The following is a 20,021-nucleotide window of genomic DNA, read 5'->3' on the forward strand; positions in this document are numbered from 1 at the left end:
TACGTTCCGACACCTGAACGAATGATAAAAACTCGCCGAGAACTGTTTTCGCTTCACTGGACCTGCGCATCGCTCGCGGGCCTCGCATTTCTGGCCGGTTGCGCGTCGACACCGTCCGCCACGCAAAAGACGGCCGGCTGGATCAAGGACGAAGTCGCCGATTCGTACGTGTTCGGCTATCCGCTCGTGCTGATGGGCGTCGCGCGTGACGCGGCGGTCGGCACCGATCCGGGCCAGGCGCCGATCAATACGCTGCGTCATGCGCAGGCCTTGCCGCCGGTCGGCACCGCCAATCCGCCGCAGCCCAGCCTCGACACGCTCGATTCGACTGGCTGGCTGGACGTCGGCGCCGAACCGGTGATCGTCTCATTGCCCGATTCGCATGGCCGCTACGTCGACGCCCGCGTGCTCGACATGTGGACCAACGTGATCTGGTCGACCAGCACCCAGTTCGCCACGCGTGCAGCGGGCATCAAGGCGCAAACGATTGCGTTCGTCGGTCCCGGCTGGCAGGGCGAGCTGCCCAAGGGCGTCGCGCGCGTCGACGTGCCGACCCGCAACGCATGGGTCAGCGTGCGCATCCAGTCGAACGGCACGCGCGACCTGACGGCGGTGCGCAAGCTGCAACGCGCGATTCGCGTGGCGCCCGTGAGCGTGTATGCAGGCGACACGCGCTCCGCGTCGATTACGCCGCCGCGCAGCAATGCCGCCGATGCCGCTGCGGCGGCCGCATCCGGCACGCCGGCCGCGCAGATCGCCGCACTCGACGCGAACGGCTTCTTCAGCCGGCTTGCGCAGGCGTTGCAGGACAATCCGCCGACTCCGGCCGATCCGCACGCGCTGAAAATCCTCTCTGACCTTGGCATCACGCCCGGCGACCCGGTAAAGCTGCCGGACGCGGCCGAGGCGATTGCCGCGGGTCTCGCCGACGGTCACGAGCGCATCGTCACGCCACCGTCCAATCTGCTGGCCGGCAATGGCTGGAGCTGGTTCGGCGACGGCGTGGGCAACTACGGTCCCGACTACGCGATGCGCGCTTACGCTGCCTTTGCACAACCGGGCATCGGCACGAAGGACGACGAAGTGCGCGCGGTCGTCACGCAGGACAGCGACGGTCATGCGCTCAACGGCGCGAACCGCTACGTGATCCATTTCGGACCGAACCAGTTGCCGCCGACGCGCGGCTTCTGGTCGATCACCGCCTATACCAGGGATGGCGCGCTCGGCGAAAGCGCGCCGGCGCGTCTGGCGGTCGGCGACCGCAATGGCGCGCGCCGCAATCGCGACGGCTCACTCGACGTGACGGTGTCGTCGGCGCGCGGCAAGAGCGGCAACTGGCTGCCGGCGCCGCGCGCCGATCTGCAACTGATGCTGCGTCTGTATGCACCGAAGCCGCAAGCCACCGACGGCAGCTGGCAACCGCCGGCTGTCGTGCGTCAGTGACATGACAACGTTCCATGAGTGACGTATAGGTAAGTGCGTGTCCGTTGCCTGGCGCAACGGACACGCGATGCTGTACCGCGAATCAATGTGTAAGTCACGACTTACATTTCTGTCCCATGCAAGGTGCGCGACTTATACTGCCGCTTGCGGGATTTTCGTTTTCGCGGCGGGCTTGCCGCCGCACTATCCAAGACCGAGCATGGCAAGCCTCAATAAAGCAACACTGGCATCTTCCATGCGGACCGTGCGCGAGGCCGCGCAGTCACGCCGTACCCGGCGTGTCATCACCGGTCTGCTGATCTTCCTCGTAGTATTCGGTCTACTCGGCTTTTTCGCGGCTCCGCCGCTGATTCGCCACATCGCCGAGCAGCAGCTCAGCAAGCAACTCGACCGGCCTGCCACGATCGGGCGCATCGCGCTCAATCCGTACACGCTCAAGCTCGAAGCCGATCGCGTGCATATCGGCGAGCGCGGCGGCGCGGGCGATTTCGTCGATATTTCGCGGCTCATCGTGCAGCCTTCATGGAGTTCGCTGTTTCGCGCGGCGCCGATCATCGACGAAATACAGCTCGATTCGCCGCGCTTTCACATTGTTCGCTACGATGCGCAGCGCTTCAATTTCACCGATCTGATCGAGAAGTTCGCGAAGCAGCCGTCCCAGCCTTCCAGCAAGCCGACGCTCTTCTCCGTGTCGAATATTCGCCTCGAAAACGGCCAGATCACGTTCGACGATAAATTGCTCGGCGCCACCCACGTGATCGATCAATGGAAGCTCGGCATTCCGTTCATCGCGACGCTGCCCTCGAAAACCAATATCTTCGTCGAGCCGTTGTTGCGTGCGCGGATCGACGGCAGTCCGCTCGCCATCGACGGCAAGACCAAGCCGTTTGCGGCGTCGCGTGAATCGGAAGTGTCGCTGCGCTTTGACGGGCTCGACGTGCCGCGCCTCATGTCCTACGTGCCGACCAAACTGCCGGTGATCGTGCAGAGCGGCAAGCTGTCCACCGATCTCAAGCTCAACTTCGTGCTCTCCAACGACACGCCGTCGCTGCGCGTGGCGGGCACCGTCGATATGAACGATGTGGACGTGCGCGATCAGAGCAAGGCGCCGTTTTTCGCGGCGCGTGCGCTGCATGTGGCCGCCGCGACGCTCGAGCCGTTAAAGAGCGCGTATCACTTCGACGATATCCGCATCGACGCGCCGACCGCCAATCTTGCGCGCGATAAAGCGGGCGTGCTGAGTGTCGAGCGGATGTTCGCAGCTGAGCCGGCTGCTGCGGCTTCCGCACCTGCGGCTGCATCGGCACCCGTATCCGCGCCCGCATCCGCATCCGCATCTGCATCTACGCCCACATCTGCATCTACGCCCACATCTGCGCGCGCCACGGCGAAGAATCCGGCCAGCGCGCCGGTTGCGGCCTCCGGCGCCGCCGCCACGGAAAAAGCCGCACCGCCTTTGGACCTGTCGATCAAGCGCTTTGCTCTCAATGACGGCACGGTGAATGTTCACGACGAAGCGGCCTCGCGACCGGTCGACCTCGGCCTGCAAAAACTGGCCGTCACGTTGACGGACTTTTCGACGCTCGCCAACGCGCCCGCGCATTACACGGTGAACACCGGCTTCAAAGACGCCGCCGGCTCGCTCGGCGCGGCGGGCGCATTCGGCCTCGTCACGAAGACCGCCAGCGCGAAGCTCGACCTGAAGTCGCTGCCGTTGCCGCTGCTGCAACCGTATCTCGACACCGCGACCGCGGCGCAGATTGTCGACGGCGCGCTTTCCGCGACGGCGAACGTCGGCGCGAACTGGTCGAAGTCGCCGGCGGCCGTGATGGTCACCGACACGCAACTGGATCTGCAATCGCTGAAACTCGCGGCGCGCGGCAGCAAGGAGCCGGCCGTCTCGCTCGCGCAAGGCCGTGTGACGGTCAAGCAGGTCGACGTGGCTGGCCGCACCGCCGATATCGCCGGCGTCGACACGACCGGCCTGGTCGTCAATGCGCAGCGTCTGAAAGACGGCAGCATCGACCTCGCCGCGCTCGCCGGCCCGCATCAGGCCGAGCAGCAACGCACGGCGATTCACGCGGTGAAGAAGACGCAGGAGCAAGGGCCCGCATGGCGCTACAAGATCGCCGAACTCAACCTCAAGGACGCGACCGCCAATTTCACCGACAACACCACGCCGCACCCGGTCAAGTTGAACGTCACGCCGTTGCAACTCAAAGTGCAGCAGATCAGCGATGACCTAAGCCGCCCGCTGCCGATCGATCTGCAAGCGACGCTGAACAAGAAAGGCACGCTCGGCGTAACCGGCAATGTCACGGCGACGCCGCTCAAACTCGCGTTGAAGGTGAACGCGAACCGGCTCGACGCGGCGGCCTTCGAGCCGTACTTCGGCAGCAAGCTGAATGCGTTGATCGCGAGCGCGTTGCTCAACGCGAACGGCGACCTTGCGCTGACTCAGGCGAAGGAGTTGAAAGCGGCGTACCGCGGCGATGTGGCGCTGGTCGACGTGCGGATGCTCGACAAAGCCACGTCGGACCCGTTCGCCGGATGGGGTTCGCTCGCGCTGACCAACCTGAAGGCCGATTACGACGAGCGCGGCGGCACGGTAGTCGACGCGGGCCGCGTCACGTTCACGAAGTTCTATGGGCGCGTGCTGCTCGACGCGCAAGGCAAGCTCAATCTGAAGGACGTGGTCGCGCACGAAAGCGGCGCGGCTCAGTCGCTGACGCGCGACAAGAGCGGCGCCGAACCGGTGCCGTTGACGCCGCAAGCTGCATCGGCGTCCACGCCGGCGCCGGCGTCGGCGGCGGCAATCGTCACCCCAGCGGCCACCGTGACCGCCGCGACGCCGCCGCAAAGCCCCGTCAAGCTGCATTTCGGCCAACTGGTGCTGCAACAGGGCCGCGTGACCTACACCGACAACTTCATCAAGCCGAACTACACGGCGAACCTGGTCGGCATTCAAGGCACGGTCGGCGCGTTCGGCACCCAATCGACCACGCCGGCGCCCGTCGACATCGCCGCAAAACTGGCCGCCAACGGTCCGCTGTCGATTCGCGGCACGGTCAATCCGCTGATCGCCAAACCGTCGCTCGATCTGACTGCCAGCGCGCACGATATCGAGCTGACCAACCTCACGCCGTATTCGGCGAAATACGCGGGGTATCCGATCACCAAGGGCAAGCTGAACGTCGATCTGCACTACAAGCTCGACAACGATCAGTTGAACGCGGACAACCACCTGTTCATCGATCAGCTCACGTTCGGCGATCACGTCGAGAACGATACGGCGACCAAGCTGCCGGTGCGTCTCGCGATCTCGCTGCTGAAAAACTCGCGCGGCGAAATCAACGTGAATCTGCCGGTGTCGGGCTCGCTGTCGAATCCGGAGTTCAGCATCGGCGGATTGATCTGGCACGCGGTGCTGAATCTGTTGCAGAAGGCCGTGACCGCGCCGTTCTCGCTGATCGCCAATGCGTTCGGCGGCAGCGGCGAGGAATTGGGCTACGTCGAGTTCGAGCCGGGTTCGGCGAAACTCTCGGACGCCGGTGATAAAAAGCTCGATACGATCGTGAAGGCGCTGGCTGACAAGAGCTCGATTCGTATCGACCTGATCGGCCGCGTCGATCCGGCTGTCGACGAACCGGCGTTGCGCGACCGCTATGTCGAGCGGCTGGTCAAGCAGCAGAAGATCAAGGACGTGGTGGGCAATGGCGAAAGCGTGGATCTGTCGACCGTCACCGTCGATTCCAAGGAGTACGACAAGTATCTGACCAGGGCCTACAAGGCGGCCGACTTCAAGAAGCCGCGCAATTTTGTCGGCCTGACAAAGAGCCTGCCGGACGACGAAATGAAGAGCGCGCTGGCCGCCAACGCGCCGATCGACGACGCCAGCTTGCGCGACCTCGCGCAGCAGCGGGCGCAAAGCGTGCAGCAGTATTTCGAAGGCAAGATCGACAGCAGCCGCGTGTTTGTCGTCGCGCCGAAACTGAACGCTGAAGGCATCAAGGACAAGGGCGCGACGACGCGCGTGGACTTTGGCTTGAAGTGATGCGCTGTGGACGCCCGCCCTGCAACCAGGGGCGGGCAGTTAGGCGGCGCGCGTCGGCGCTTTCAGCGCCGTCTGTTCGATCACGCGTGCGAGCGTGTCGAACGCCGGACCGATCCTGTCATTCGGTACGCACGCGTAACCCAGCAACAGCCCTCGCCGCGCGGGCGTCTCGCTGCTGTAGTAACTGGCGAGCGGCCGCACGATCACGCCGGCATCGAAAGCGGCTGCCGTTACCGCGCGATCGTTCGCGTGATCGGGCAGACCGAGCACCAGATGCAAGCCGGCCTCGTCGCCCATCACCGGCAATTCGTCGCCGAAACGCGCGGTGATCGCGTCGATCAGAATCTGCCGGCGCTCGCCGTACAACGCCCGCATACGCCGCACGTGCGACGTGAGGTGGCCGTCCATGATGAAATCGGTCATCACCGCCTGCTGCATCAACTGCCCCTCGCGATACAGCTCGGCAACGCCCGTGCGAAACGTATCCACCAGATGCTCCGGCGCGATCATGTAGCCGATCCGCAAACCCGGAAACAGCATCTTGCCCAGACTGCCGACGTAGATCACCTGGCCGGCGTCGTCGAGTCCTTGCAGCGATGCAAGCGGACGGCTGCCGTAACGGAACTCGCTGTCGTAGTCGTCCTCGATGATCCACACGTTGTGCTGGCGCGCGTATTCGAGCAGCGTGCGGCGGCGCGCAAGACTCATCACCATGCCGAGCGGATACTGGTGCGACGGCGTGACGAGCGCGAGGCGCGGCGGTTGCTGCAAATCCTGCTCGCGCGGGTTGAGCCCTTCGTCGTCGACCGGCACCGGCACCAGCGTAATCCCCGACGATTGCAGCACGCTGCGCGCGCCCCAATAGCACGGCTCTTCGACCCACGCGCGATCGCCGACGTCGGTCAGCAAACGCACCGCGAGATCGATCGACTGATGGATACCCGTCGTGATGATGATCTGGTCCGGCGTGCAGTTCACCGAGCGCGCAACACGCAGGTAATCGGACAACGCGCGCCGCAGCGGCCGATAGCCGCCGCCGGGCGCATAGGTCAGCAGATCGGGATTGGCTTCCTTCCACAACCTTGCCTGCAAGCGGCTCCATATGCGCGCCGGAAATTCGGCGACGTCGGGTACGCCCGGCATGAACGCGCCCCATTGTTTGGCCGATACGCCGGCCTGATCGATCAGCCTTCGTCCACGGCTGGAGAGGTCGCCGAGATCGCGTTTCGGCGGTTTCGCCGCCGGGGCGGCCGGATTGCCTTCCGTATCGACGCTCGCCACCGGCTTCTTGCGCGCGTTCACGGCCGCGCTGTCCGGCCGCGTGTCGGCGACATACGTGCCGCTACCGGTGGTCGAGATCACATAGCCTTCGGCGGTCAACTGGTCGTAGACGTGCAGCACCGTATTGCGCGCAATCCCGAGGTCTCCCGCGAGCGTGCGCGAACTGGGCAGCTTGGTGCCGGGCGGCAACTGGCCAGTCAGGATGGCCTGCTGGGTCAGTCGCAATGTCTGCCTGTAGACCGGTTCGGCGGCCGTGCGGTCGAGCCGTGCGGCCAGCCAATCCGACAAGATCACGGTGTCCAAGTGGTTCTATCCGGAATAATGAAATGGTTCCATATTGTAGAACCGTAAGGGACTATAGTGAGCCACGCAATTGTTGCAATCCCTTTGTTTCGACGAGGGAGCCAGCCGGACCGCAGAGGAGACCAGGCGATGAAAACCGATGACGTGATCGTCAGCTTTCGGGGCGTGCGCAAGACGTACGACGGCGAAACGCTGGTCGTCAAACAGCTCGATCTGGATATTTACCAGGGCGAATTCCTGACGCTGCTCGGACCTTCGGGTTCGGGAAAAACCACTTGTCTGATGATGCTGGCGGGATTCGAATTCCCCACCGGCGGCGAGATCTGGCTGGACGGCACGCTGCTCAATACCGTGCCGCCGCATAAGCGCAACATCGGCATGGTGTTTCAGAACTACGCGCTGTTTCCGCATCTGACGGTCGAACAGAATGTCGCGTATCCGCTCACCGTACGCAAGCTTTCGGCGGATGAGCGCGCGCATCGCGTGAATAACGCGCTGAAGATGGTGCGCATGGAGAGCTTCGCAAAACGTTATCCGGCACAGCTTTCCGGCGGCCAGCAGCAGCGGATCGCGTTGGCGCGGGCGCTGGTGTTCGAGCCGAAGCTCGTGCTGATGGACGAGCCGCTCGGCGCGCTGGACAAGCAGTTGCGCGAACACATGCAGTACGAACTTAAATCATTGCACGAGAAGCTCGGCGTCACGTTCGTCTACGTCACGCACGACCAGGGCGAGGCACTGACCATGTCGGACCGCGTCGCCGTGTTCGACAAAGGCATCGTGCAGCAGCTCGATACCGTCGACCGGCTGTACGAATCGCCCTGCAACGAGTTCGTGGCGAACTTCATCGGCGACAGCAACAAGCTGCGCGGCACGATCGCGAACGTCGATGGCGAGTACTGCGAGTTTCATCTGATTGACGGCACGCGGCTCACCGGCCGCAATATCGGTGGCGCGCGGGCGGGCACGCCGGCGGTTGCGTGCATCCGGCCCGAGCGCATGAAGCTCGCCAACCTGGTGAACGGCGTCTCGCGCCCCGGCGCCAACGCGCTGGCCGGCGAGGCGCGCGGGCTGATCTATTTCGGCGACCACGTGCGCATGCGCTGTAGCCTGCCGGAGCAGGACGAGTGCTTCGTCAAGGTGCCGCTCGGCACCGACGCACTCGAATCCTTCGCGCCCGGCGCGCCGGTCGCGCTGGAGTTCGCGGCCGAGCATCTGCGGGTGTTTGCCGGGGCGTGAGCGCGTTTGATGCGCGGGCAGTTCAACGCAGGCCGGTCAGGCAGGCAGCACATAAAAAGTCGCATCGTACTTAGCTGGAAGCAAACCACCAAAGGAGAGCAACACACCATGAGCAAGATCGGGAAATCGCGCTGCGCCATCGCTGTCGGTGCTGTGGCGCTCGCGCTGGGCGCCGCGCAGGTCAATGCAGCCGAACTGACCGTCGTCAATTTCGGCGGCGCGAATGGCGACGCGCAAAAGGTCGCATTCAACCAGCCGTTCGAAGCGCAAACCAGCAACAAGGTGACCGCCGTCGAATACAACGGTGAGCAGGCCAAAGTGAAGGCGATGGTCGAAGCGAAGCATGTGAACTGGGACGTGGTGGAAGTCGAATCCGGCGACATCGGCCGCGGCTGCGACGAAGGGCTGTACGAGAAGCTCGACTGGTCGAAGATCGGCAAGAAGTCGGACCTGATTCCGGAAGCGCCGCAAACTTGCGGCGTGGGTTTCTTCGTGTGGTCGACGGCACTCGCCTATAACGCCGACAAGCTGAAAACCGCGCCGACCGGCTGGGCCGACTTCTGGGACGTGAAGAAATTCCCGGGCAAGCGCGCGATGCGCAAGGGCGCGCGCTACAACCTGGAGTTCGCGCTGATGGCCGACGGCGTGCCGCCGAAGGACGTCTACAAGGTGCTCGCCACCAAGGAAGGTCAGGACCGCGCATTCAAGAAGCTCGACGAGCTGAAGCCGAATATCCAGTGGTGGGAAGCGGGTGCGCAGCCGCCGCAGTTCCTCGTCGCGGGTGACGTGGTGATGTCCACCGCGTACAACGGCCGTATCGACGCCGCGCAGAAGGAAGGCAAGAACCTGAAGGTGGTCTGGAACGGCAGCATCTACGACCTCGACTACTGGGGAATTCCGAAGGGCTCACCGAACAAGGCGCTGGCCGAGAAGTACATCGCCTATTCGATTTCGCCCAAGCCCCAGGCGGAATACGCGCATCACATCGCATACGGTCCGGTGAACGTGGCGGCGATCAAGGCGCTCGATGCGAAGACGCTTGCCGATCTGCCGAATTCGCCGGCCAATGGCAAGAACGCCGTGCTGCAGAACCTCGGGTTCTGGACCGATCATGGTGATGAGCTGGAGCAACGTTTTTCGTCGTGGGCTTCGAAGTAATTTGCCGGGTGTGAGAAGGCGCGGCTTGGTTTGATCGAGCCGCCCTTTGACGATGCAACATAACGCGCGCATGTCTATTCGGCGTGCGTGCCCGGCTAGATGGATGGGACCGGAGTAAGTGCTTTGCATGGGGCTGGAGTAAGTGCTAAAGCACTAACTCCAGCCGACAGCTGAAGCGCTAACGCCGGTCGACAGCTTTGCATGGGACCAGAGTAAGCGCTGAAGCGCTAACTCTGGTCGACAGCTTTGCATGGGACCAGAGTAAGCGCTAAAGCGCTAACTCTGGTCGACACAGGAGAAGGGTGTGACTACCATGACGATCGCCGCTGATTCGACGCCCGAGTCGAGCGTTCGGCTCAAACGCGAACTGAAGGCCGCGGAAGCCAGGAAGCGCGCCATGGCGCTGCTGCTGATCGCGCCGCTCGCCATTTTTCTGCTGCTAATCTTCGTGGTGCCGATCGGTGCGCTGTTGACGCGCGCCGCGCAGAATCCGGAAGTGGTTGGCGCATTGCCGCATACGCTGAATGCACTGAGCGGGTGGGACCGCAAGACGCCGCCGCCTGACGCGGCTTATGCCGCGTTGGCGGTCGACCTCACCGCGATCGCGGACAGCGACGGCATGGGTGCGCTGGCGCGACGGCTGAACGTGGAGATTCCGGGTTATCGCTCGCTGGTCGCGAAATCGGCACGCGCCATGCCGTTCGCCGACGACAACAGCAAACCGTTGACGCTCACGCCTGCCCAGGTCCATGCGAAGTTCGTCGAGCTCGACGAACGCTGGAACAACATTGCCTACTGGCAAGCGATTGCGAAGAATTCCAGCGCGTATTCGCAGTTCTATCTGCTGGCTTCGCTCGATCACAAGCAGGACGCGTTCGGCCACATCATCCAGACCGATCCTGACCAACAGATTTATCTCGCCGTATTCAGCCGCACCTTCGTGATCGGCGCGGCCGTGACGATTTTCGCGCTGCTGCTTGGCTACCCGCTCGCTTACTGGATCTCGACGCTCTCCGACCGTCGCGCGAATCTGGTGATGATTCTGGTCCTGATTCCGTTCTGGACGTCGATTCTCGTGCGCGTCGCGGCGTGGATCGTGATTCTGCAAAGCGAGGGGCTGGTGAACAAGGCGCTGATCGGCAGCGGACTGCTGCATGATCCGCTCGCGCTGCTGTTCAACCGCACCGGCGTGTACATCTCGATGACGCACATCCTGCTGCCGTTCATGATCCTGCCGCTGTACAGCGTGATGAAGTCGATCCCGCCGACATACCAGCGCGCCGCGATCTCGCTCGGCAGCCATCCGTTCGCCGCCTTCTGGCGCGTGTACGTGCCGCAAACGTATCCGGGCATCGGCGCGGGCGCGTTGCTGGTGTTCATCCTGGCGATCGGCTACTACATCACGCCAGCGCTGCTCGGCGGACCGAACGACCAGATGGTCAGCTACTACGTCGCGTACTTCACGAACGTGACGATCAACTGGGGCATGGCGTGTGCGCTCGGCGGTTTGCTGCTCGCCGCGACGCTCGTGCTGTACGTCATCTATGGGCGCTTTACGCGCTCGTCACTGAGCCTCGGCTGATCGCCTGAACGGAGCTTACCCGCGATGAAACTTGCCAAGCCCTTGTTTGCGCCGCATACGTCATGGATCGAACGCGTGTGGTACTTCGCGTTGCGCGCGCTTGCCGTGCTCACGCTGCTGTATCTGATCCTGCCGGTGCTGGCGATCGTGCCGCTGTCGTTTTCGTCCAGTACGTTTCTGGTGTATCCGATTCCGGGCTGGTCGCTGCGCTGGTATCAGAACCTGATCGCGTCCGATGAATGGCGCATGGCGGCGAAGAACAGCTTTATCGTCGCGCCGTCGGCGACAGTGGTGGCGACCGTGCTCGGCACGCTGGCGGCAATCGGCCTGACCAAGGCGAACTTCCGCGGCAAGGCGCTGCTGATGGCCATTTTGATTTCGCCGATGATCGTGCCGGTGGTGGTGGTCGGCGTCGGCATGTATCTGTTCTTTGCGCCGCTCGGGCTCGCGAATACCTATATCGGGCTGATTCTCGCGCACGCGTCGCTCGGCGTGCCGTTCGTCGTGACGACGGTGGCGGCGACGTTGCAGGGCTTTAACTACAACCTCGTGCGCGCCAGTTTGTCGCTGGGCGCGAATCCGGTGAAGACGTTCTTTCGCATTACCTTGCCGGTGATCGCGCCGGGCGTGATTTCGGGCGCGCTGTTCGCGTTCGCGACTTCGTTCGATGAAGTGGTCGTGACGCTCTTTCTGGCGGGCGCGGATCAAACGACCTTGCCGCGGCAGATGTTCACCGGTATTCGTGAGAATATCAGCCCGACCATTGCGGCGTTGGCGACGATTCTGATCGTGTTTTCCACATGCTTGCTGTTGGCGTTGGAGTGGCTGCGCGGGAGGAATGCGGCGCGGGCGGTGAAAGCCTGAGTGTCGGTTGGCGGAGAGGCTGTCATGCGGCATGGGCATAAGCCGTCGTATTGAAAACTTCCGATGTCATTCTAAGAATTTTCCCATTCCGCCCCGGTCTGCGTCTGTTCATACTCCGAGACTTCTTATAGAAGATGCGCTCGACGCAGATATTCCATGAAATTTCAGCTAACGATGCTGGCGTTCGCGCTGCCCCTGTCCGGCTGCGCGGATCACGCCGCGCGTGATCGTCTCGGCATCGAGGATGCCACGGTGCTGAAAACGGGCCTTGGCGCCTCGCAAGACAGCGCTGCAGGTGCGGCTAGCTGGCAGTGGGTCAGCACCTACGCCCCCATCGTCAGAAGCCAGGCCGCGTTGGTGTCGCTGCAGCGGCGGCTCGATCGCCTGCCCGGCGACAAAAACAGCTATTTTCACGCAAAGGCGCAATGCTGGATCGATGCGGGCCAGCAGACGTCGCAGGCTCACGACCATTGGGGCTTCGTCGAGGAAGCGATCGACCAGGCCGCATTGATCACGATGGGGCTTGAGAATGGCACGCCGTTGTCAGCAGCCAATCCGGTTTTGCGAACCGTTTCTACGGTGCGCCCCGATTTGTGGCAAGTCGTCAATACCATTAAGGCTGATTCTGCGATCGCGCAATGTCCGGACGCGCAACCACCCCTTGCGTGTGGAGAAGTCGAACTGATGCAAGCAGGGCACGACGCATGGGTTCGCAATTTCACTTCCGCCGAAAAGCGCTTGCCAGCGATTAAAGACAATTTGCGCAAATCAGCGGAGACCGCGTTGCAATGCGCCCAGGCTGCGCCTCAACCGACCGCTGCGGCGTAGCCGCCGCAAACCATCACGCTGCGCGCCGATTCCCTGTCTTTTATCTAGAGCCCGGCATGCGTATGCGCGCAACGGGACGGGATTTCGCCGCGGCATCTCCTTTGCACGCAAGGGTCTCTTTCATTAGGAACACAAACATATGTCTACTATTCTGATTGTCGACGACCATCCGGCATTTCGACTGATTATCAGACTGCAGCTCATGCAGCTGCTTGGTGTCGAAAACGTATTCGAGGCTGACAACGGACAGGCCGCTGTGGAAATGGCCCGGCAACATGCGCCGGACCTCGCGATACTCGATCTCGATATTCCACGCATCAGCGGACTGGATGTCATTCCGCGTCTCAAGCTCGCGCATCCTTCGATCCGCGTGCTGGTGCTGTCAGGCCAGGATCCCGTCACATTTGCCCCGCGGGCAATGCGTTCCGGTGCCCACGGTTTTGTGGGGAAATCGCAGGAAATGAAAGAAATCTTGCGCGGTGTGGAAGCCGTACTGGCTGGCTACACGGTATTCCCCGTTACGCGCAGTGGTTCAGGCATGGCGCCGAATGATGGCGCGGCAAGTGAGGAAGACAAGCTCGCGCTGCTGTCGGACAAGGAGCTTGTCATTCTTCAAATGCTTTCCAGAGGCATGTCGAACAAGGCGATCGGCGACGCACTGTTTGTCAGCAACAAGACCGTCAGTAGCCATAAGACGCGGATCATGCAAAAGCTGGGTGTCAGGTCGCTCGTCGAACTGGTCGATCTGGCGCGCCGCTGCCGTATCGCGTCGGCGCAGTGAAACGCAACAGTTCGGATGGACAGCATGCATTACGTGAGCTTGATTGGCGCAGAGGCTGGTTGGGGCCTGGCGAGCGGACTGAATGGAGTGCTCGAACGTCTCGGCTTCACACCACGCTCTGACATATCGACCATGGTGGTTTCTGTTTCGCCTCAACTGATAATTGTGCAGTGGTCCGCGGACGACAAGGGCGCTGCGTCGGCGATGGATTGGGACACGATGCCAGCCGACCGCATTAAATTCGTCGTCGTGCCGGCCGATATCCCCGAGGCAACGCGCGCCGCACTGGAGAAGCTATTCCACGGCATTCTGACTGCGCCGGTCGATGAGCTCGCCTTATGCAAGGCGCTCGTCGCGCAACGCTACATCGCGCTCACGGCGACTGAACGCCGGTCGCTGCGCGCGAAGGTTGACGAACTCGCTTGCGGCGACGAAGCCACCGGCGCCCATTTGCTTCGCCTGATCATCGATACCAATCGAACTGGACTCGCTACATTGTGCGAGAGCGATCGCCGCGAAGCGTGGGATGAGGTGCGCAGCGCGGCGCATCGAATCGCGGGATCGGCACGCATACTCGACTGCGGCGGCTTGACGGCGTTACTGAAGCGTCTGGAAACCGCGGCACGGGACCGGCAGGTCGAACTGGTCAAAGCGCTTATGCCGCTGGCGGTCAATACGCTCGAAAGCCTCGAGATGTCGGTGCAGACATCGCTTGGCGTGGTCCAGTAAACGCGATACCCGCTAACCGGCAGGCTGGCATGGTTCAGTCCCCACCCGTTTGACGGACCTGCAAGAAGCGTCCGATAGCGCCGCCCGATGCAGGTTTTTCCTGCATGGTCCCCGTCGATGAAATCGCATCCCGATAGCGGAAATAGCGATCGATGACTTTGGGCACGTAATTCATCGTTTCCTCATACGGCGGAATTTGCCTGCCATACTTCTGCACTGCGCCTTCGCCGGCGTTGTAAGCGGCAAGCGCGACTTGCAGATCGCCGAATTGCCGCATCAGTTGCTTCAGGTAATGCGCTCCCGCATTGACATTCTGCAGAGGATCGAACAGGTCGGACGCGCCATGCCGTGCGCCTGTGCCCGGCATTAACTGCATGAGTCCTGTTGCGCCTTTGGGCGAGACAGCCTGTGGATTGCCGCCTGACTCGACGTCGATTACCGCCATCAGCAGCGCACTGTCCACATTGGCTGCGCGAGCGGCTTCGTTGATCAACGGCGAGAGCGCCATGACTCGAGATGCGACAGAGGCGGAACCTCGCGGTGTCGATGTCGTTGAAGAAACCGCGCCTGGCTGGAAGACAAGGGACAGCGGCCCGGAGTCGTCAGGCGAAACGACGGATTGTGCTGATAGGGATGGCGTGGCCGGTTCGACCGCGTCGTCCGAATGGGCCATCCCGCCGACCATCATGACCACGCCGGACCTATGACGGGCACGCGCGGCTGTGACGTCTGCGGCGCGCGCGCTGTCTGACAGGCACGCCGATCCCATGATTAGACCGGCAAGTAGCCACGCATACAGTCGTGCCTTCGGCAAAGTCTTATCCGCGGCATGGCGTACCCGCCTGGGCGCGGCGTCGAGCGAGACCGGCGGCCAATTACGTAGACGACGCGCCATCAATTACCTGTGGGATTCGGGGAGTCGTTCGCCGCGGAATTTCTGAACGGCGACTGCATGCGCACCATTGCCTCCGAATCCAGCGACAGCAGCCAACGATTCGTTTCGATTCCGTCCACAAGTTTGGTTTTGCACAGATAGTCACCGTTCTGTGGCGCACCGTAGGGATCGTTGTTCACGTTGGCGGGTTCGCGCGTCAGAATGCCCCCCGTACCGATACTGCCGATGATGTTGGCCGCGTAGTAGATGACTTTGTTGACCAACGGTACGTACATCTCGTAGCAGTAGTGCACATGAATCTTCAGCAGGTTTGCGTCCTGAATGTTCATCAGAGAGTTGGGTCCAGGCGTCTGCGAATCGCGATACATCAAGGTATCGTTGGGAATTTCCATAATCGGATTAGCCGGGTCCTGATACACGCGCGGCCGTGAGAAATCCTGCACCACCGCTCGATTGGGATTCAATATGGTGATGGCGCTCAGGTTGACCGCATCCGACTGCGCACGGGTCAGCGCGGCAGCGACGCCCTCGGCACTGGCATCGCGCGCATAGATAGGCGCAAGCCCGCGCGCCAATCCCGCCCGCATTGCCTTCATCGAGCCGTTGTTGACCGCGCCTTCGCGAACGGCCTCCAGCACGGCGACGTCCAGCGTCGACTTCGCCTGATAGAGCAGCACGAACTGGATGACACCAAAGCACACGAACAGCAGCACGGGCGCGATAACGATGAACTCGGCCATCGATTGACCGGATTGCCGGAGCCTGCGTGCACTTCGGATCGATCCCGCACGGGGCGATGTAAGGCTACGCAACATGCAACGTGGGTCGATCACCGGATGTCCTCGAAATCAAGCGTGTCGCCACGCGCGAACTGGAACTGCTGGGCCATGCCCGCCGGCATTTCCAGGGTCTGACTTGCGCGAAGGCTAAGCAGCATGCGCCGCCTGGGCACGCTGTGATGGATCGCTACGATGCGCTGCTGCCGGTCGAGGAACAGCACGTCGATCGGAAAGCGCATGCCGAACGTGTGGACCGAACCGCAGCGTTTCAGAAGCAGTGCTTCGTCGCGCGGCAGATCATCATGGTCAAGCAGACCACGCATGCGCTCACGCGTGGTCTCAGTGATCGAGACCTTGACGCCGAGGTCCTGTCCGCGAACGCGAAGGCGGGTCGATTTCACCATAGACCTTCCTGCACGAATTTCATCGCGATCGGGAAACCGAGCACGATAAAGGTGATCGGGAAAATGAAAAAGAGCAGCGGAAACACCAATTTGACTGGTGCTTCCATGGCCTGCTTCTCCGCTCGCTGGAAGCGTTCCGAGCGGCGCTGTTCAGACTGGAAACGCAATGACTTCGCCAGTCCGGAGCCCATGCGCTCGGCCTGCACAATCGCGCCGACGAGGTTCGTCACTTCCTTGATGCGCAACCGGTCTTCCAGGCGGCGGAGCGCTTCGGTACGGTTCAGCCCGGATTTCAGGTCGCGCAGCACGTGCTCGAGTTCCCAGCGCAACGGACCCTCAGGGCCTTTTTCGACCGCTTTTTTCAGTGCGCCGTTGATATTCAGGCCGGCTTCGACGGCAAGTGTCAGAAAGTCCAGATAGGTCGGCAAATGCTTGAGAATTTGCATGACACGGCGCCGACGGACGTTCCGTGTCCAGATGCGCGGGTAGAAATAACCCAGCAGGGCCGCGCCGATCGGCACAAAAACCGAAAACATGCCGAGCGCGAGCAGCAGCAGCGCGCTGACGAGCGAGGCCACTAGCGCGCCGATCAGGGACAACGCCAGAAACTGCTGCGCGTTCATCAGGAACGTGAGTGACGTCAGCCGTAATTGCAATTCCGTCTTTGCGACGAGCTTGGGACTGAATCTATTGCCGAAGTGAAATACGACAAAATTGACGAGTGGCCACAGAATCCGCAGCGACCTGGGCAGTGGATCAAGATAGAGCCGATCCTCTTCAGGAATGTTGCGAGTCAGACCATCGACCGACTTGAAAATGACGACGCCGACGATAAGTACACCGACGCTGACGGCGAAAGCGATAAATAGCAGCATAAGTTACACGTCGATGTTGGTGATCTTGGAAATTGACACGTAGCCGAGAAGTTCCATTACGCCGATGACAGCCAAGGTGGCCCAACCGACTGGCTCACTGAAAAGCGGCGCCATGGCCTTGGGTTCCATGAAGCGCAGAACCAGCATCAGGAACAGCGGCAGGCAGGTCATCACGATGCCTTGCATGCGGCCTTGCGATGTCAACGCCTTGATCTTGCCTTCCATCTGCAGTTTTTCGCGCAATGTGCGCGCGACGGATTCCAGCGTTTCAGCGAGGTTCCCGCCCACTTCACGCGCGATGGTGACGGCGGCCGTGGCCATCATGAAGTCGGGAATCGGAATGCGTTTTTCAGCGTTGCGCATCGCGATATCGAGATCGATGCCGAGACGAATTTCCCGCATCAGGAGGTCGAATTCTTGTGAGATCGGCGCGGCGGATTCACTCACGACAGCTTCCAGCGCGGCGGGAAAGCTGGCGCCGGCCCGCAACGCGCCGGACATCATCAGCAACGCATCGGGCAATTGTTTTTCGACTGTATCGATACGCTTTTTGCGCATGCGCGCAAGGTACTTCTTGGGCAACGTCACGGCGACCGGCACGGTTGCGAAAGCGATCAGGATGTTGCGGCTCAACAGGAAAACAATGACCGGCAAACCGACGATGGCGAGCATGCTCCACGCGGCCATCTTTTGCCGGTTCACGAACACGAAAGCGTCGGCGAGTGACGATTCGATTTCGCCTGCCATTTGCCGTGAACCGGCTTCGAGGGAGGTCGAGCCGAGCCGGGCGATTAGCCAGATCAGGATGAGGCTGCCGAAGAACGCCAGTCCGAGGATGATGGGAAGACTCATGGCTTTTCTCTCATTCCGCTCGCGTGAATATTTCGGTATTCACATTAATGCGCCTGCGGATCAGTTCCTGATAGAAGTCGGGGATGTAGGCGGTGGGAATAAACTTGCCTTGAATTTTGCCGTCTTCGCCGAACCCTTCCTCTTTGAAGATGAATACATCGTGAAGCGTGATCATGCCCGACTCGATGCCGCTGACTTCGGTGATGTGCGTCACGCGACGCGAACCGCAAGAGAAGCGCGACTGCTGCACGATAATGTCGACCGCCGAACAGATCTGTTCACGAATCGCCTGTGCCGGCAGGTCGAGACCCGCCATCAGTGTCATCACTTCAAGACGTGCGATACAGTCGCGCGGGGTGTTCGCGTGTGCGGTGGTGAGCGAACCGTCGTGACCGGTGTTCATTGCTTGCAGCATGTCCAACGCTTCCCCACCCCGGCATTCGCCGATGACGATCCGGTCCGGACGCATCCGCAGGCAGTTCTTCACGAGATCGCGGATGGACACGGCGCCCTTGCCTTCCATATTCGCAGGGCGTGCTTCCAGCGAAACGAGGTTCGGCTGCGACAGTTGCAGTTCCGCAGCGTCCTCGACAGTTACGATGCGCTCGTCGTCGGGGATGTAGCTCGACAGCACGTTCAGCAAAGTGGTCTTACCGGAGCCAGTGCCGCCGGAGATGATGATGTTCGCGCCTTGCTTGACGGCCGTATGCAGAAACTCGAGCATTTCGGGTGACATCGAACCAAAGCTGATCAGATCCTCGCCGACGAGCTTGCGCCTGGAAAATTTCCGGATGGTCAGGCTGGGCCCTTTCAACGCCAGCGGAGGAATCACTGCGTTCACGCGCGAACCGTCGGAGAGACGCGCATCGACCATGGGCGAGCTTTCGTCGATGCGGCGGCCAACCGGCGCAACAATGCGCTCAATCGCGCCAAGCACTGCGCGGTCGTCGGTGAAGATCACCGGCGAACGGGTCAACCGTCCCGCCTGCTCAATGAAGATTTCGTTATGGCAGTTGACCATGATTTCCGACACGCTCGGATCCGCGATCAGCTCTTCGAGCGGGCCGAGACCGATAATTTCATCGAAGACGCTTTTCTTCAGGATTTCGAGCGGAATGTCCGCGGTACGGAAACTGGTGTCGTGGTTAAGAATTTCGTCGAGCGCCGCGCTGACGGTTTTACGCAGCTCGTCGTCTTCCATGCGGGCGACGTTCAGACGCCGCAAGTCGAGCGCCGCGATGACCTTCATGTGCGCCTGCTTGCGCAGTTCGATGCCGAGGGGACTGTTGATCGGCGCAACAGGCAATTCAGGCGCCGTTGCCTTGATTGCCCGCACGGCTTGTGGGCCCGGCGCAGCTTGAACAGTCGACGCGTCAGCCGTGTGAACACTCGAGTGCGGCGTGGACGACCGGAGGTCGTTGCGCGTCGCGCCAACCGGCAGGACCTGACCGGTGTGATCGGGGTGCGATACGGCGGGCAACTGCGACGCAGGGTTCGGTGAGTACGACGACCCGGCATCCGGGAGGCCCGCTCCTTGCGCGTAGGACGATTGTGCGTACGTCGGCGGCTCAGTCTCCGGCTGCGCAGCATGCGCCGCCGGATGATCGACCGGACGTGCCGCTGCCGCTTGCGCGGCTTGGGCCGCGGTCGTTGCGCGAACGATTTTTATCGTTGTCATGCCGATTTCTATCTGGTCCACCTCAGCGAGTGGACCGTAGCGCGTGATCGGCGAACCGTTGACGAGTGTCGCTGCAATTCCGCCCTTATCTTCGATGTAGTAGGCGTTGTTTTCACGCACGATGCGAGCTTGCAGCTTGCCGATCAGCATGCCTTTGATCGTGATGTCGCAACTGGCGCCCTTACCGATCGTGCAGCCCTGATCGATTTCGAAAGCGCGCATGGGCGCATTGCGAGTGTGGACTTGCAAATTGAGCATCTAACTTCTCCCCCTATCCAC

At 61.8% G+C, this 20,021-nt stretch carries 16 protein-coding genes; 9 read left to right on the plus strand and 7 right to left on the minus strand.

All coding sequences use genetic code 11. The features are described from left to right. Window positions 1-21: 21 nt before the first annotated feature. Window positions 22-1,443 (plus strand): DUF1254 domain-containing protein, encoded by a 1,422-nt coding sequence (locus tag AC3WLT_RS24465; RefSeq protein WP_492594256.1) that lies wholly within the window; start codon window positions 22-24, stop codon window positions 1,441-1,443. 199 nt (window positions 1,444-1,642) lie between these two features. Beyond that, a complete protein-coding gene (locus AC3WLT_RS24470; RefSeq protein WP_492594257.1) occupies window positions 1,643-5,497 on the plus strand; it encodes a DUF748 domain-containing protein in 3,855 nt (1,284 codons plus the stop codon). A 39-nt stretch (window positions 5,498-5,536) separates the two neighbouring features. On the opposite strand, the gene pdxR is transcribed toward AC3WLT_RS24470, so the two are convergent. Beyond that, window positions 5,537-7,081, minus strand: a complete 1,545-nt coding sequence (gene pdxR / locus AC3WLT_RS24475; protein WP_492594258.1) for a MocR-like pyridoxine biosynthesis transcription factor PdxR — start codon at window positions 7,079-7,081, stop codon at window positions 5,537-5,539. Window positions 7,082-7,210: 129 nt separating this feature from the next. Here pdxR and AC3WLT_RS24480 point away from each other — a divergent pair, with 129 nt between their 5' ends. The 7 genes from AC3WLT_RS24480 to AC3WLT_RS24510 all read left to right on the plus strand — a co-directional run bounded on the left by AC3WLT_RS24480 (window position 7,211) and on the right by AC3WLT_RS24510 (window position 14,259). Further along, window positions 7,211-8,317: an ABC transporter ATP-binding protein gene (locus AC3WLT_RS24480; protein WP_492594259.1), complete on the plus strand. Its 1,107-nt coding sequence runs from the start codon at window positions 7,211-7,213 to the stop codon at window positions 8,315-8,317. A 108-nt stretch (window positions 8,318-8,425) separates the two neighbouring features. Next, a complete protein-coding gene (locus tag AC3WLT_RS24485; RefSeq protein WP_492594260.1) occupies window positions 8,426-9,475 on the plus strand; it encodes an ABC transporter substrate-binding protein in 1,050 nt (349 codons plus the stop codon). A 304-nt stretch (window positions 9,476-9,779) separates the two neighbouring features. Next, window positions 9,780-11,057, plus strand: coding sequence for an ABC transporter permease (locus AC3WLT_RS24490; RefSeq protein WP_492594261.1), 1,278 nt, complete (start codon window positions 9,780-9,782; stop codon window positions 11,055-11,057). A 24-nt stretch (window positions 11,058-11,081) separates the two neighbouring features. Next, complete coding sequence (locus tag AC3WLT_RS24495) at window positions 11,082-11,921, plus strand: ABC transporter permease (protein WP_492594262.1); 840 nt, start codon at window positions 11,082-11,084, stop codon at window positions 11,919-11,921. Window positions 11,922-12,095: 174 nt separating this feature from the next. Next, on the plus strand, window positions 12,096-12,749 hold the full coding sequence (locus AC3WLT_RS24500) for a hypothetical protein (RefSeq protein WP_492594263.1): 654 nt from the start codon (window positions 12,096-12,098) through the stop codon (window positions 12,747-12,749). A gap of 139 nt (window positions 12,750-12,888) precedes the next feature. After that, window positions 12,889-13,530, plus strand: a complete 642-nt coding sequence (locus AC3WLT_RS24505) for a response regulator (protein WP_492594264.1) — start codon at window positions 12,889-12,891, stop codon at window positions 13,528-13,530. A 24-nt stretch (window positions 13,531-13,554) separates the two neighbouring features. Beyond that, entirely contained in the window at window positions 13,555-14,259 is a 705-nt protein-coding gene (locus tag AC3WLT_RS24510) for an Hpt domain-containing protein (protein ID WP_492594265.1), read from the plus strand. A 34-nt stretch (window positions 14,260-14,293) separates the two neighbouring features. On the opposite strand, the gene AC3WLT_RS24515 is transcribed toward AC3WLT_RS24510, so the two are convergent. The 6 genes from AC3WLT_RS24515 to AC3WLT_RS24540 form a co-directional block, all read right to left on the minus strand. After that, entirely contained in the window at window positions 14,294-14,767 is a 474-nt protein-coding gene (locus tag AC3WLT_RS24515) for a lytic transglycosylase domain-containing protein (RefSeq protein WP_492594266.1), read from the minus strand. A gap of 386 nt (window positions 14,768-15,153) precedes the next feature. After that, on the minus strand, window positions 15,154-15,894 hold the full coding sequence (locus AC3WLT_RS24520; protein ID WP_492594267.1) for a TadE family protein: 741 nt from the start codon (window positions 15,892-15,894) through the stop codon (window positions 15,154-15,156). 89 nt (window positions 15,895-15,983) lie between these two features. Next, window positions 15,984-16,334, minus strand: coding sequence for a DUF192 domain-containing protein (locus AC3WLT_RS24525; RefSeq protein ID WP_492594283.1), 351 nt, complete (start codon window positions 16,332-16,334; stop codon window positions 15,984-15,986). Beyond that, on the minus strand, window positions 16,331-17,212 hold the full coding sequence (locus tag AC3WLT_RS24530) for a type II secretion system F family protein (protein WP_492594268.1): 882 nt from the start codon (window positions 17,210-17,212) through the stop codon (window positions 16,331-16,333). The genes AC3WLT_RS24525 and AC3WLT_RS24530 overlap by 4 nt, the downstream gene beginning before the upstream one ends. A 3-nt stretch (window positions 17,213-17,215) precedes the next feature. Beyond that, window positions 17,216-18,064 (minus strand): type II secretion system F family protein, encoded by an 849-nt coding sequence (locus AC3WLT_RS24535; RefSeq protein ID WP_492594269.1) that lies wholly within the window; start codon window positions 18,062-18,064, stop codon window positions 17,216-17,218. A 10-nt stretch (window positions 18,065-18,074) separates the two neighbouring features. Continuing rightward, the gene (locus tag AC3WLT_RS24540; protein WP_492594270.1) at window positions 18,075-20,000 is read right to left on the minus strand and encodes a TadA family conjugal transfer-associated ATPase; all 1,926 of its coding nucleotides are present in this window, start codon (window positions 19,998-20,000) and stop codon (window positions 18,075-18,077) included. Between the last annotated feature and the right edge of the window lie 21 nt (window positions 20,001-20,021).

Source organism: Paraburkholderia sp. FW306-2-2C-D06C (assembly GCF_058781505.1).